Origin of the sequence: Enterococcus sp. DIV1767 (assembly GCF_050542585.1) — a bacterium.
GTDB lineage: Bacteria > Bacillota > Bacilli > Lactobacillales > Enterococcaceae > Enterococcus_D > Enterococcus_D innesii.
This window is the reverse complement of the sequence record NZ_CP172936.1, coordinates 1,558,866-1,572,288: the sequence shown is the minus strand read 5'-3', so window position 1 is coordinate 1,572,288 and position 13,423 is coordinate 1,558,866. Positions and strand designations below refer to the sequence as shown.

14 protein-coding genes are annotated in these 13,423 nt (G+C 40.0%); 4 read left to right on the top strand and 10 right to left on the bottom strand.

What is annotated here, in order from left to right; all coding sequences use genetic code 11:
• Positions 1-139: 139 nt before the first annotated feature.
• The 7 genes from IGI78_RS07550 to IGI78_RS07520 form a co-directional block, all read right to left on the bottom strand.
• Positions 140-580: a PTS sugar transporter subunit IIA gene (locus IGI78_RS07550; RefSeq protein ID WP_008381342.1), complete on the bottom strand. Its 441-nt coding sequence runs from the start codon at positions 578-580 to the stop codon at positions 140-142.
• Between the two features lie 62 nt (positions 581-642).
• Entirely contained in the window at positions 643-1,899 is a 1,257-nt protein-coding gene (locus IGI78_RS07545) for a PTS transporter subunit IIC (protein ID WP_195265900.1), read from the bottom strand.
• A gap of 2 nt (positions 1,900-1,901) precedes the next feature.
• A complete protein-coding gene (locus IGI78_RS07540) occupies positions 1,902-2,204 on the bottom strand; it encodes a PTS sugar transporter subunit IIB (protein WP_005236235.1) in 303 nt (100 codons plus the stop codon).
• 24 nt (positions 2,205-2,228) lie between these two features.
• Positions 2,229-3,302, bottom strand: a complete 1,074-nt coding sequence (locus IGI78_RS07535) for an alcohol dehydrogenase catalytic domain-containing protein (RefSeq protein WP_223273137.1) — start codon at positions 3,300-3,302, stop codon at positions 2,229-2,231.
• A gap of 538 nt (positions 3,303-3,840) precedes the next feature.
• A complete protein-coding gene (locus IGI78_RS07530; protein ID WP_015509816.1) occupies positions 3,841-4,158 on the bottom strand; it encodes a DUF2500 domain-containing protein in 318 nt (105 codons plus the stop codon).
• 756 nt (positions 4,159-4,914) lie between these two features.
• On the bottom strand, positions 4,915-5,244 hold the full coding sequence (locus tag IGI78_RS07525; protein WP_005231940.1) for a metal-sulfur cluster assembly factor: 330 nt from the start codon (positions 5,242-5,244) through the stop codon (positions 4,915-4,917).
• Between the two features lie 74 nt (positions 5,245-5,318).
• A complete protein-coding gene (locus IGI78_RS07520; protein WP_005230189.1) occupies positions 5,319-6,254 on the bottom strand; it encodes a YitT family protein in 936 nt (311 codons plus the stop codon).
• 153 nt (positions 6,255-6,407) lie between these two features.
• On the opposite strand from IGI78_RS07520, the gene IGI78_RS07515 reads away from it, so the two are divergent.
• A complete protein-coding gene (locus IGI78_RS07515; RefSeq protein ID WP_005230187.1) occupies positions 6,408-6,899 on the top strand; it encodes a YajQ family cyclic di-GMP-binding protein in 492 nt (163 codons plus the stop codon).
• Positions 6,900-6,990: 91 nt separating this feature from the next.
• Here the strand turns inward: IGI78_RS07515 and IGI78_RS07510 are convergent, their stop codons facing one another.
• The 3 genes from IGI78_RS07510 to IGI78_RS07500 form a co-directional block, all read right to left on the bottom strand.
• Positions 6,991-9,477, bottom strand: coding sequence for an ATP-dependent DNA helicase (locus tag IGI78_RS07510; RefSeq protein ID WP_140966568.1), 2,487 nt, complete (start codon positions 9,475-9,477; stop codon positions 6,991-6,993).
• 254 nt (positions 9,478-9,731) lie between these two features.
• Entirely contained in the window at positions 9,732-10,268 is a 537-nt protein-coding gene (locus tag IGI78_RS07505; protein ID WP_077453725.1) for a hypothetical protein, read from the bottom strand.
• 279 nt (positions 10,269-10,547) lie between these two features.
• A complete protein-coding gene (locus IGI78_RS07500) occupies positions 10,548-10,961 on the bottom strand; it encodes a GNAT family N-acetyltransferase (RefSeq protein ID WP_140966567.1) in 414 nt (137 codons plus the stop codon).
• Positions 10,962-11,059: 98 nt separating this feature from the next.
• On the opposite strand from IGI78_RS07500, the gene IGI78_RS07495 reads away from it, so the two are divergent.
• The 3 genes from IGI78_RS07495 to IGI78_RS07485 all read left to right on the top strand — a co-directional run bounded on the left by IGI78_RS07495 (position 11,060) and on the right by IGI78_RS07485 (position 13,401).
• Positions 11,060-11,680 carry an MBL fold metallo-hydrolase gene (locus IGI78_RS07495; protein WP_140966566.1) on the top strand — a complete coding sequence of 207 codons (621 nt, stop codon included), beginning with the start codon at positions 11,060-11,062 and terminating at the stop codon, positions 11,678-11,680.
• A 33-nt stretch (positions 11,681-11,713) separates the two neighbouring features.
• Positions 11,714-12,418, top strand: a complete 705-nt coding sequence (locus tag IGI78_RS07490) for a histidine phosphatase family protein (protein WP_077453728.1) — start codon at positions 11,714-11,716, stop codon at positions 12,416-12,418.
• Between the two features lie 149 nt (positions 12,419-12,567).
• Positions 12,568-13,401, top strand: a complete 834-nt coding sequence (locus IGI78_RS07485) for an undecaprenyl-diphosphate phosphatase (protein ID WP_005236259.1) — start codon at positions 12,568-12,570, stop codon at positions 13,399-13,401.
• The last annotated feature ends 22 nt before the right edge of the window (positions 13,402-13,423 follow it).

The following is a 13,423-nucleotide window of genomic DNA, read 5'->3' as shown; positions in this document are numbered from 1 at the left end:
AAGACTTTGATTTCACTCGTGAATTTCTTTGGCGAGAGATTCAAGTTTTTATAAAGTTGCTCCAATCTAATTTTCGTTATTTTGTTATATAGTAGGAGATAGATGATTTCAGCAGTAATTTTCCTCACAGCACTCCTCCTTAATGAATAGACAAATTCTCTCTTAGAAAATCAACAAGTTTTTCAGGTTCACACTTGCTTAATTGAACAATAAAATTTCGAGATTGGATGCTTAAAATCAATTTTTGAAGAAATTCAATATAGGTATGCTCATCTTTTAGTGCCATGCAAAATACATGTTCGACTGCTAAGTCATCTACTTGCGTATCCATCTGTTTAAAAGTCACAGGCTTTTTTAGTCTTGCGTAACAGACAGAAGATTCTTTCACAGAGAGATCAAAGGTATGCGGAATCGCAACTGGCGGGTCAACTGGCAGACCAGTAGGAAAATGATGTTCGCGTTCGATACAAGACTCGATAAAACTATTCCCGACGAGCCCTTCGTTAAGCAGTTCAAGTCCGCATTGTTTAATCACTTCTATATTGGAGCGCTCATTCAATTCGATTGCTTTAAATTTCATACACTATTTCTCTCCCACTAAGCCATTTATTTTATCAACAATTCGTTTATTCATTTGGTCAATTACCCAACGATTCGATGAAATAAGCTGATTATAATATTTGCTAAATTGTAGCCCCAGAAACTATCTGTCACAACCCCTTCCACAGGTACACCGGTCGCATTCATCATTTCGGTTGCTTCAGGTGCAAAGGTGTTTGTTCCAATTAGAACGATAACTAAGAAGAAAAAGCCAGTGACAAGCGTTCGAAAAAGATTGCCATTTGATGCTACTGCTAGTAGTGGAATCATATATACGATTACTGTTAAAACACCAACTGGAAAATAATGCATACCAGGGATAATAAATGCTAAGAATATTGCTATCGGAATCAGAATCACTGTCGTTGTGATCGCTGTCGGATCTCCAAGACCAAGAGCAATGTCCATGCCGATATATAATTTTTTCCCTTCGCCAATATGTTTCTTCATAAATTCTTTGGCAGCTTCCCCGATCGCAGTCAAGCCTTCCATCATAACAGAAACCATTTTGGGTATCAGTACTAGTACTGCTGAAACTCCAACCCCCATAGAAATCGCTACCGTAAATTCTTGGCGTGTCAATACGCCTAGAAAAGTTCCGACCAACAAACCGATAACTGCTGGATCTCCAAAAAAACCAATTTTACTTTCGACTTTTTCCAAACTGATATCGATTTTGTTAAGACCAGGAATCAGATCAATCAATTTATTTACTAATAGTCCAAAAGGATAAGCGAAAGTAATAAATGAAAATGTCGTACAAGTCGTGCCTTCCAGTCCGTAATACGCCTCCCATCTTGGAGCAAACCACTGAGCCACGAATAAAGTGACAATTGATAAGCCAACCGTAACAGTCAAACCTAGCCAAAAACTATCAAACAAGGCATACGCTAATGCTCCAGGAATCAAAAAATGAATATAGTTCCAAATGTCGACATTCATGACCGTTGTCCATTTCAAAAGAATAAACAATACATTTAATCCCACGATCATCAAAATAGCAATCGCTGCAAAAGGTACTGACCACGAAGCCGCTCCCACAGCAGCCCAGCCAACATCCATCGTGGTATATCCTGATCCCATTTCCTGATAATAATCGATGGCTGGTTGCAAGGAAGTACCCAGGAGTCCTACAACAAGCCCCAACCCTTGAAAGCCGATGCCGACTAAAAGCCCAGTTTTAAGTGCTTTGCCAATTTTCATCCTAAAGACACAGCTTAAAATAAAAATGACAACGGGTAGCATAACCGATGCCCCCATATCCATGATGTTTTGAATAACTGATAATACAGCTTCCATTTTTATCCCCCTTTTATAATTCGATGGCACTCTTCAACGATTTTCTGCGCGGTCTGCTCTTCGTTGATTCCCGATATCAAACTGAAAACAGGAAGAATCGGTACTTTTACTGGCTTGACATATCGAGTAGTCACCAAGATTAAATCCACTGTTTCTGCTTTTGAGGGAATTTGATTAATATTCCCTTTGGTGATGGAAGCCTGAATGTTGCTCTGAGCTAAGATTTGTTTGACTTTCTCTTGAACAACCGTGGACGTGGCGATCCCACTACCACAAGCAATATAGATCTCAATTTTTTTATTCATTTTCTCTCTCCTCCTTTCCTTACTCTATTTTTGAGATTTCAATAAAGAATGAATTTTATACTCTTCTTCTGGTAGTAAAACGACTTTTAACGCCTTCCCTTCTCTCGTCAATTCGATGGCCTGATTGATGTCAGCTAAAGGCAAAACATGAGAAATAATTTTTTCAGCTGGAAACTGATCAGATAAGGATAAATGGAAAGATTTTTCGACTTGAATACTATTTGCACCATAATGACCATAAATCCAGAGATTGTTATAATGAACTGCATTCGTATCTATAGGCGTTAATTGATTCTTTGCTACACCACCAAAAAAGACGACAATTCCACATTTTCTAGCCATAAAAATACTTTGTTGCTGTGCTTCTATTGATGGATTAGCTGAAATCACTTTATGTGCGCCATGTCCATTCGTATACTCTTTCACCTTTTCTACAGGATCTTCTTTGGAAGAATCGATCCTATGATCTACATTAAACGCTTCCATAAGAGCTAGTCTGTCAGCATTTTTATCAATCACGATTACCTTGCTTGCTCCGCGAATCCTTGCTAGAATCGCTAAAAAGACCCCAATTGGACCTGCACCAATAATGACGACCGAATCGCCTAACGAAACCTGAATATTCTCCATGCATGCATAAGTGGAGGATAAGGGTTCAGCTAATGTTGCCGCGATAGGCTCTCGTCCTTCTGGCACTTCAAAAATCGCTCCTCGTTCTACTCTTGTTGCACTATATGCTATATACTCTGCAAAACCGCCTTGAAGATCGGTATAACTTTCAGCTTCCGTACAACATTCGTGCTTCCCATTACGACAATTTTCGCAACGTAGGCAATGAGCCATAGGGTATACATAAACCATCTGCCCTCTTTGATACTTCGTCACATTTTCATCAATTTCGACGATCTCACCAACGATTTCGTGTCCATAAATATGAGGGTAGCGCCCCGCTTTTGAATCGGTCAGCAAATTGCGAATATCAGAGCCGCACAGACCAACTGCCTTAACCTTCAATAGAAAACCTCCCTCTGGACAGCAGGGTCGCTCTACTTGTTCATAGCGAATATCTCCTGGTCCATACATCAACGCAGCCTTCATTTTTTTCACAAATGTTCAACTCCATTCATTCTTTCTTGTTTTACATGTTCATTGTAAGGTGCGTCGGATGTACCTCACAAGTAACACTTTTTGCATTTCAAGTTCTATATTTGTTACTTGAATGAGAAAATGTTTGTGAAAAACCAAGAACGATTTTTCCTTCTTGGAACTATTTTGAAGCCAGGTAAAAACAAAAAAGCCTCTTAACAATGAGCCAAGAGGTTTTGGTGAAGCAAACTATTCTATTTATGAGTATTTAAAACTATAGGTAGCTCATCACTTCTTCCATTCGAACGGATGAATGAACTAAATTGAGCCGATCCTCGTAGGAAACTTTCCTCGGTCTTGGTTTCAATATGCGACCTCAGTAAGGAGAAATTCTCAAGTGTTACTCGATGATACTTGCGTTTTCCATCGAAAGCGTACAATTCAAATCATTTCAAATGATAAGACACTTGAATAGGAGTTTTTTAATTGACTTTTCAACTTTTTTTTAAATTGAAAACGAATAAACACATACTATATACATACAAATTTTTTACCTATCAAGTGAATTAAACCTTTTTCTTTGATACCTCAACACTCCAGTATCTCCGATGACGTATAATTTGTATTTTCCATACCCTACTTTAAATTCTAATCTTTCGCCACTTGCGATTTCAAATAAAAGATAATAGGTAATGGATTGATTCGTAAAGCCGTTTGCAGCAATATTCGTGCTACTAGTCATTCGTTTGTCTACTAGCGTGGCAAGTACTGCCACTTCTGGCGTAGATTGATCCTTTAAGAATTCGACAATATGATATAAGATAACTGCGACGAAAATAAAAGCAAATAAAGTAAACAGAAAATCCACAAAATACACTCCTTTTTGTTTTTTATGATCAAGGAAATCAAGCAAATCATTTTTACAACTTAAATATAATTATACATTAATTCAATTAATTAATCTCGAACCTCTAATAAAAATATGTTACTTGCTAAATGATTGACCGAAACTGTAGTTTGGCTATCGTTTTCCTATATGTATGGTTGCATAGAACACATTTGTATATTTGTTAACCAAGAGTCAGTTGATAGGATAAAATCACATGACCTTTGAAAAAGCATTCCTAGAATCATCCTTCTTCATTCTACATTGACTCCTTAAGGAAAATTCATCGTATCCCAAAGCCTCTGACTAAATTCAGTAACGTTTATTTAGACATGTTTTCTGGGATGCACCTTAAGGTTATCAATGTGGATGAATAAGAATTTAATCTGTGCTCTCTTTTTGTCAAAATGATCGAAGGTTTATAGAAAGTATTACTATTTCGGCAAAGTTAAATACTAACTCACTTTGAGTTGTCATATGAATGGAAAATACTTTGAACTTTCAGGTTAAAAATATATGATTTTCTTTAATGCTTTTAGTAAAAAAGCATAACTTTTTCACCAAGTAACTGTTTATTTAAGAAAGTATTCTATAAAAAAACTCTTCTACCAACTTTTTCAAAGTTAATAAAAGAGTTCTGTGTTTATATCCTCATTTTGCCAACTGTCCACCACCTAAGAAAACAGCTTATTCCAACTAGTTAACAAATATGAAACACCATTGTATGATTGAAAATCCTTAACGAATCCCCAAAGCAATCCGTGCATAACGACTCATTTTATCAGTCGTCCATGCGGGATACCAAACTAATTTTACCTCTGGATTTTTGACTTCTGGAATATCGCTTAATGCTTCGTGTATCGATTCAGTCAATACGTCGGCTAAGGGACAGCCCATTGTTGTTAAGGTCATTTTGATTACGGTATTGCCTGTTTCTGCATCAAATTCGACTTCATAAACTAAGCCTAGATTCACTATATCAATCCCCAACTCAGGGTCAATCACGGTTTCCAAGGCAGCCAAGACACGCTCTTTGATTGCTTCTGCTTCTACTTCAGTATATGCCACGGTTGAAGACCTCCTTTAATTCTTGTTTCAAATAATACCTTCTTTTGCAAGATTTGTAAATGGACGATCCTTGATTATGGACGGCTTTTCTTGTGTATTTTCAGTTCTGGGAAGACTCCTGTCGTTTTAAAGGTCCGTTGTTCATCATCTGTCGCAAAACGGCCTGTAATCGATTGGGTCGGCACAAAATTAATAAACGCATTGCCGTCAGCTTCTAAAACGGCTTGTTCTAAATCGTAGATCTCGTAGCGCGTCACGACCATCATGATCATATTGCCAGGTACGCCTGAATACCCTCCGACTGAGGGGAACAAAGTCATGCCGCGAAACACATGCTTAGAAATATTTTTCCCAACAGCTTCCGCATTGGTCGTAATAATCATCGCCGTTACCTTTTGATGACTTGTGTGCAGCATGTCCACCACGTAGCTCATCGCGAAAATCGAAATGATCGTGTACAAGGCACTTTCCCAAGAAAAGACGAAACCTGAGACCATTACAATGATGCCGTTTAAAATAAACATATATTTACCGACCGTTTTTCCAGTCGTTTTTGATAATATCAACGAAAGGATATCCATTCCGCCGGTGGTAAAACCCATTTTCAGTGAAAACGCAACGCCGACGCCTAACAGTACGCCACCGAGCAAAGCGTTAACCAAAATATTGTCAGTGATCGCTCCTTGCGGAAGGATCATCGTTAAGACAGAAACGACAACGACATTGATAAAGCTCAATAGTGTCGATGATTTCCCGAGTTTGATGAACCCGAGAACAAAAATAGGCAAGTTTAAGAGGAAAATAAACAGCCCTGTACTAAGGTGAACGCCAAAATGTTCCAAGGCAAGTGCCACGATCAATTGGGCGACCCCGTTCATCCCAGCAGAAAGAACGTTTGCGGGAATCAAAAAGAAATTTAAAGCAATGGCTGCGGTGATACCTGACAGCAAAATAACCCCTATTTTTTTCAATCGTTCTGATTGTTCGTGCTTCGTTAATAACTTACTCACAATGATCTAGCTCCTTCACTAAAAATCTCCTTCCAAAGAATAGCAGTTTGTGTGAAAAAATGAAACAATTATTTGCAAAAATTTACTTTTCATTCCCGCATCGTTCGCCTCCATGTTAAAATCATAAGTAAGAGATGAGAGGAGTGATTGATTTTGGCAAAAGAAGCAAGTTTTGATGTCGTATCTGAGATCAACACAGAAGAAGTGAAAAACGCCATTCAACAGGCGGAAAAAGAATTGAAAAACCGATTTGATTTTAAAGGCTCCACGGTAGAAATCAAGATGACTGAGGGCAAATTGACGATTGTTGGGGATGACGAATTTAAGCTGGAGCAAATCAAAGATGTGCTCTTTGCGAAGCTGATCAAACGGAATGTACCAACGAAAAATATACAATTTGGCGAAACGGAGCATGCCTTGGGGGCAAAAGCTCGTCAAACAGCAGAATTGATCAATGGGATCGATAAAGAAAACGCCAAAAAAATAACGACAGCGATCAAAAACGCCAAGCTAAAAGTTAAAACCCAAATTCAAGACAATCAAATTCGGGTAACAGGCAAAAGTCGTGACGATCTGCAAGAGGTGATCCAATTGTTGCGTAAACTGCCTTTGACGATCGACTTACAGTTTACAAATTATCGCTAATCAAAAAAACTAGAACAGAGTCTAACGTGAGGGTTAGGCGAAATCAGCTTTATCTACTGATTTTGCGCAACCGCTCCTGAAAGCTCTGCTTCTAGTTTTTTTCTTGCCAAAAATGAGTCAATGCTTTTGATAACTCTTGCGGTCGACGAATCTGCAAGGCATGCTGCCAATGCAGTGGGAAAAGTTCTTGGTAACGCGGTGTCCGAAAGCGCTGATCCAGCAATAACACCACGCCGCGATCGCTGACATCCCGGATCACTCGACCGGCTGCTTGCAGGACTTTATTCATCCCGGGCAGCTGATAGGCATACGCAAAGCCAGCTGCCTTTTTTTCATCGTAATATTCCCGAATCAATTCTTGTTCGTGATTGATTTGCGGCAGTCCGACACCTACTACTGCGGCACCGATCAAGCGATCGCCTTTTAGGTCGATCCCTTCAGAAAAAATTCCTCCAAGGACACAAAATGCCACCAATGTTTTTGGTTGACTCTCTTGTTTATCTTGAATTGTTTCTAGCACGGATGATTCTTGCTGATTCACGGATTGAAACTTTGCAAGAAATGCTTCACGTTCAGCTTCATTCATAGCTGTCCCCTGAATCAAGACCTCCACCTCTGGCGCCTGTTGAGAAAATGCTGCCGCCACATCATCCAAGTAACGATAAGAGGGGAAAAAGACCATATAGTTTCCCACTTTCGCCGCGGTCATTTGCTGGATCGCATCAACGATTGCAGGAATGCTGGCTTCACGTTGGCGATACGTCGTTTGGATATAGTCCGCAATAAAAATTCCTTGATTTTTCGGATCAAAAGGACTTGGCAAGCGATAGCGCAATGCTTCATCACCACCACCTAGGACCTCCTGATAATAAGACAAGGGGGTAAAACTTGCAGAAAACAAAAGACTGGCCTTGCCCTTATCTAACACAGATTCGAGAAACGGCGCTGGTTCGATGCAAAATTGCCTTAGTTTGATATCATAGCGGTCGATCTCCACCGTCGTTTCGTAGTGATCATCATAAAATTCACTGATCTTCAAATAATGGTTAGCTTCAAAATACACTTGCAACACTTCTTCTTGCAATTCATGCTCAGGATTTGCCGGCAACCATTCCTTCATCAATTCAGCTAATTTGTAAAGCTGGTTGACCATTGTATCATGAGGAGCCGCTTGATGATGGTACTCCCATCCTTCCTCTTTTGCTAATTGGGCTATAGTCACAAATTCTTTATCAACTTTGTTTAGTGCTCGTTTTAATTTCTGTTGATCTTTCGGCAGCTTCTTCTTTAATTCCTTAAATGGCTGTCGCGAGATTGTTGCGGAATACATTTCTTTTGAACGGTTAACTAAGTTATGGGCTTCATCTACTAAAAAGAGATACTCTTCTTCTGGCTCTTCAAAAAATCTACGTAAATAAACGGTTGGATCAAACAAATAATTATAATCACCTATAATGACATCGCAAAAGACACTGACATCTAGTGAAAGCTCGAAGGGACAAACCGTATGTTTCATTCCATAAGTCTCGATCACTTCTCGGGTTATTTGGTTTTCGTGATGCAACAGATCCCACAAAGCTTCGTTGATTCGATTGTAATAGCCTTGTGCATAAGGACAATGCTCAGGCGTACAATTTCGTTCATCCAAAAAGCAAATTTTGTCTTTGGCAGTGATCGTGACACTCTTAGTTTCACTACCGTTGTCTGCTAACTTGCTCAATGCATCTTCAGCCACTTGTCTGGTGATCGTCTTCGCCGTCAGATAGAAGACCCGATCAGCCCCTTCTTCCCCGAGAACTTTTAATGCGGGAAACAATGTTGACATGGTTTTTCCAGTTCCAGTGGGCGCTTCCGCAAAAAGTCGCTTGCCATTTTTTAGTGTTTTATACGCCGCTGCTGCTAACTCTCGCTGCCCTTTGCGAAAGGTTTCAAAAGGAAAAGATAGCAGCTGCAAAGATGTATTTCGGACACGACGCCAATTCTCTTGAAAGACTAGCCACTTATGATACTCCTGAAGTAAGTCTTTATAAAAAACTGCCAGTTCTGAAAACTGAAACGTTCTTCTCGTACGAGTAATCTGCTTTTCAGTCGTTTGATAATAAGTCAATTGTACGGCAATCCGATCGATTGGCTTCTTCGCTTCTTCTTGATCAGCAGAAACGGCTTCTTTTTTCTCCTGATCTTCACTCTCACTAAGCGCTGCTTGTTCATTTTCTTGTAGTAAAAACAAATAAGCATAAACCATTCCCTGGGCAAAAAACAAGTCGATTTGATCATCAGGAATATCTTCGAAAGCTGGTTCTGAAGTTTTGATCTCATCAATCACCCAAGAATCAACGGAAGCATCAAAAAAGAGACCATCGGCACGTCCTTCGACAGTGATGGCATCTTTCTCAATTTGGCTTTCTCGTTTGAAGAAGACTTCTTTTTGATACCCATCCCCGGCCTCTTTTTGTAGTTGGCGATGGATCCGGGCGCCTTCTTGCGCGGTATGATTACTGACTTTGCGGCTATCAATATCGCCTCGGCGCAAAATAAATTCTACGATTTTTCTAACCGCAACTTTTCCTTTATACACGTGTTCACCTTCTTGTTTGCCATTATAGCGGATAGTTTGCTTTTGGAAAAGCGAACAGAAACAGCTTTTCGTCCTCTGCGAATGGTATTTTCTCCAAACAGGTTTTATCCCTAAAAAAAACACTTGTGGCAAAATGCCTACTCATCAAATAATCAACACCATTCCCACTTCCAGAAATGGGTTTGTCGAAAGTTTATAAAAAAACCTACTCTACTCACCTAAGCAAGTAAAGCAGGAATATTTTTTAAGGAAAATTATTGATCCACCTGAATATCATAACTGACACCATTTTGGTCATAAGCTTGTTGATTGTCTAAATCTAAGGTGAACTCAAAGGTCCGTCCATCTGCTTTGATCGTCAAATGCTTCCCTTCAACCGTGTAGGATGCATCTTGGTAGGTGATCTCATAGATTTGATAGGGATCATTCGACAGCTGAACCTCTGAATGGGAAAAATGTCGCTGAAAATCACTTTCGATTTGGCCTTCATACAGGGTAACATCACTGGCACTGGCAGAACTATCCTCTAAATCCGCCATCGGCAAATACTGCTTAACGATTGTCAATTCATTTTCATGAAAATCATAAACCCCTTGGCTTTGCGGAAAGATGACACTCTCATCTTGGATCAGCATTAAATCAAGGCCGCCATTTTCAACCGCTTTCGAGGCGGAAGTAACGGTTTCAGAAACTTCTTTTGAATCGTCGATGGCTAACTCCTCCTGACCACAGCTCGCTAAAACGAATGCGGCGAAGCATAGAGTCAACAAAAATTGCAGCGATTTTTTCATAAAAACACCTTCTTACAAAAAAGTTGATGTATACCAATCAAAACTAACGCAAGATAGAGATGAGACATTTTCCTCGTAGTTGGTCACGAAGAATGTTCATAGTTCCGTCAAAAACTAAACCAGTTTCAAACGAATCACACGCTTTCTTATTTTAATTAGTATAACAGCAGTTTTTTGCTAGTGCGGTTTCTTAGAAAAATTTTCGAATTCCCACAATAATTCTAAGCTTTTCTCTCATTAAACTATTTTTTATCTGACCACTTGCCTCAGAAGGATCTGTCACAGCATCTTCACAAAATAAAGTTTATCTGTGCCAAGCACTGGTGTATCAGAAAGCACACCAAATGTTTCGAAGCCTGCTGCTTGATAGAAATGCGGCGCTTGGTAGTCTTGGGTGGTGACTGTCACAGAGCGACATCCTACTTTTTTCCCATAATCAAAGAGGGCTTGAATCAATTGTTTCCCTATTCCTTGATTTTGATGGTCTGGATTGACTGCCAATAATTGAATATGGATCGTATTGCCTGTACGTTTCCCAATCAATCCACCGAGTTGATCCTGATTGTCAAAAAAAGCCAAAGAGAGCTGTTCTTGATCGGAAAAGGCACTCACTGCCTCCGTTTTTTTAGATGAATGATTGAGCCATTGACAGACTGCCTGACGATTGTCTTCTACATTTATCGTTTTTATCATTAATTTTTCACTCCTAAAAACCTTTCTTTGTTTCCTCTAATACTTTAAGCTATACTTATAGTTAGACACAAGCATTTGTGATCCTAGGAGGTTTTAGCATGAAAATCATTGGTTTAGTGACAGGGCCCGTTCAAGAAAATTGTTACCTTATTTGGAAAGAAGATTTTTTGTTGATTGTTGATCCTGGAGCAGAAGCAGCGAGATTGATCGCTGAGATCGAAAAAACCGGCGCAAAACCAGCAGCGATTTTATTGACCCACACTCATTATGACCATATTGGCGCAGTTGACCATTTGCGGGATTATTATCAGATCCCCGTTTACGTGAGTCCGCTCGAGCAAGAGTGGCTGAGTGATCCTATGAAAAATCTTTCTGGACGCCATCCTGAATTAGGTCTCATCACCGCACGTCCAGCAGAAATTGAGCTTGAACTGAAAGAGTATGAGATAGCTGGAATGTTCTTTAAAGTGGTTGCAACGCCGGGTCATTCTATCGGCAGCGTCAGTTTTATTTTTGACAAGTTTGTCGTTTCCGGAGACGCCTTATTCAAAGGCAGCATTGGGCGGACAGACCTGCCAACCGGAAATTTTGAACAATTGCTGACCAGCATCCAAACGCAACTCTTTGTATTACCGAATCAAATGGCGGTCTATCCTGGCCACGGGGAACCAACGACAATCGAGATTGAGAAACGGACCAATCCGTTTTTTAACGCTTAAACATATGACGAATCAAAGGAGGAATAACTAGTTATGGCAAAAACGGAATTGTATGTCGTGCGTCACGGGAAAACAATGTTCAACACATTGCAGCGGGTGCAAGGCTGGTGTGACACACCATTAACTCGAACCGGTGAACAAGGCATCCACTATTTAGGACTTGGATTACGGGATGTGGATTTTGTGGAAGCAGTATCCAGTGACAGCGGCCGAGCGATTGAGACTATGCGTTTGATCTTAGGTGAACATGTCCGCGGACCGGAAATCCCTTACCATATCGACAAACGGATTCGTGAATGGTGCTTTGGCTCCCTTGAAGGGGCCTACGATGCAGAGATGTGGGGCGTTCTACCAAGAATCCTTGATTTTCCTGATTACGATGAGATGATTGCCAATCATGTCTCGTTTGAGGCGATCGCCAATGCGATTTACCACGCCGATACAGCCAACTGGGCAGAAACCTTCGACGTTTTGACCGAACGTGTGAAAACCGGTTTTGAAGATATCGCCTATCGCGTTGAGAAAAAAGGCGGCGGGAATGCGTTAGTTGTTTCTCATGGCTTAACGATCGCTTTTCTTTTGCATTTGATCAATGATGAGAACAATGTTCGTATGGATATTGAAAATGGTTCGGTCACTCGACTGATCTACGAAGATGGCAGCTTTACGATCGCCGAAGTTGGTAACACAGAATACATCAAAAAAGGCTTGGCGCTCTCTCAAGAGCTTTTATCCTAAAGAAGAACGTTGAACAACAAATCAATTTCTTTAATAAAGGAGCAGTTTTTGATTTAAAAACTGCCCTCTTTTTTTAGGAAAAAGATTGGTATTCGAATCAGGAAACGGTATACTAAGAGTTGTATTTTGTCATAGAAAGGACTGGACCAATGTTTTTTACAAATTTTATAAAAGCGATTTTATTTGGGATCATCGAAGGGATCACGGAATGGCTGCCAATTAGCAGCACCGGTCACTTGATTCTTGCCGACGAATTTATCGGTTTGAATGTTACCCCCGAATTTATGACGATGTTCAATGTTGTCATTCAATTGGGCGCGATTTTAGCAGTCGTCTACTTATATTTCCATAAACTAAACCCTTTTTCGCCGCAAAAAAATGAGATAGAGAAAAAAGATACGTGGACGTTATGGTTTAAAGTTATTGTTGCGGTCTTACCATCAGTTATTATCGGATTGCCGTTAGATGATTGGTTAGATGCGCATTTCTACAATTTCTTTTCGGTTTCGATCGTTTTGATCGTTTATGGGATCGGCTTTATTGTAGTTGAAAAACGAAACAAAAATAAAGCACCAAAATGCACCGATTTGAACAAATTCACCTACAAAGCGGCTTTGATCGTCGGCATGTTCCAAGTATTGGCATTGATCCCAGGAACATCTCGTTCTGGTGCCACCATTTTAGGTGCTATCATGATTGGCGCTTCTCGCTATGTGGCTGCTGAATTTTCATTTTTCTTAGGTATTCCAACCATGTTTGGTGCCAGCGCATTAAAAATTTTCAAATTTTTGAAAGATGGCAATGCCTTTGACTTTCAAGGAACCGTCATCTTACTGACAGGAACCATCGTATCATTCATCGTTTCGATCATTGCGATCCGCTTCTTGATGAATTACATCAAACGGAATGACTTTACCGTTTTCGGATGGTACCGTATCGTTTTAGGAATTATTTTGATTGGCTATTGGCTGATCCAATTATAAGCAAAAAGAGCAACTATTGGGC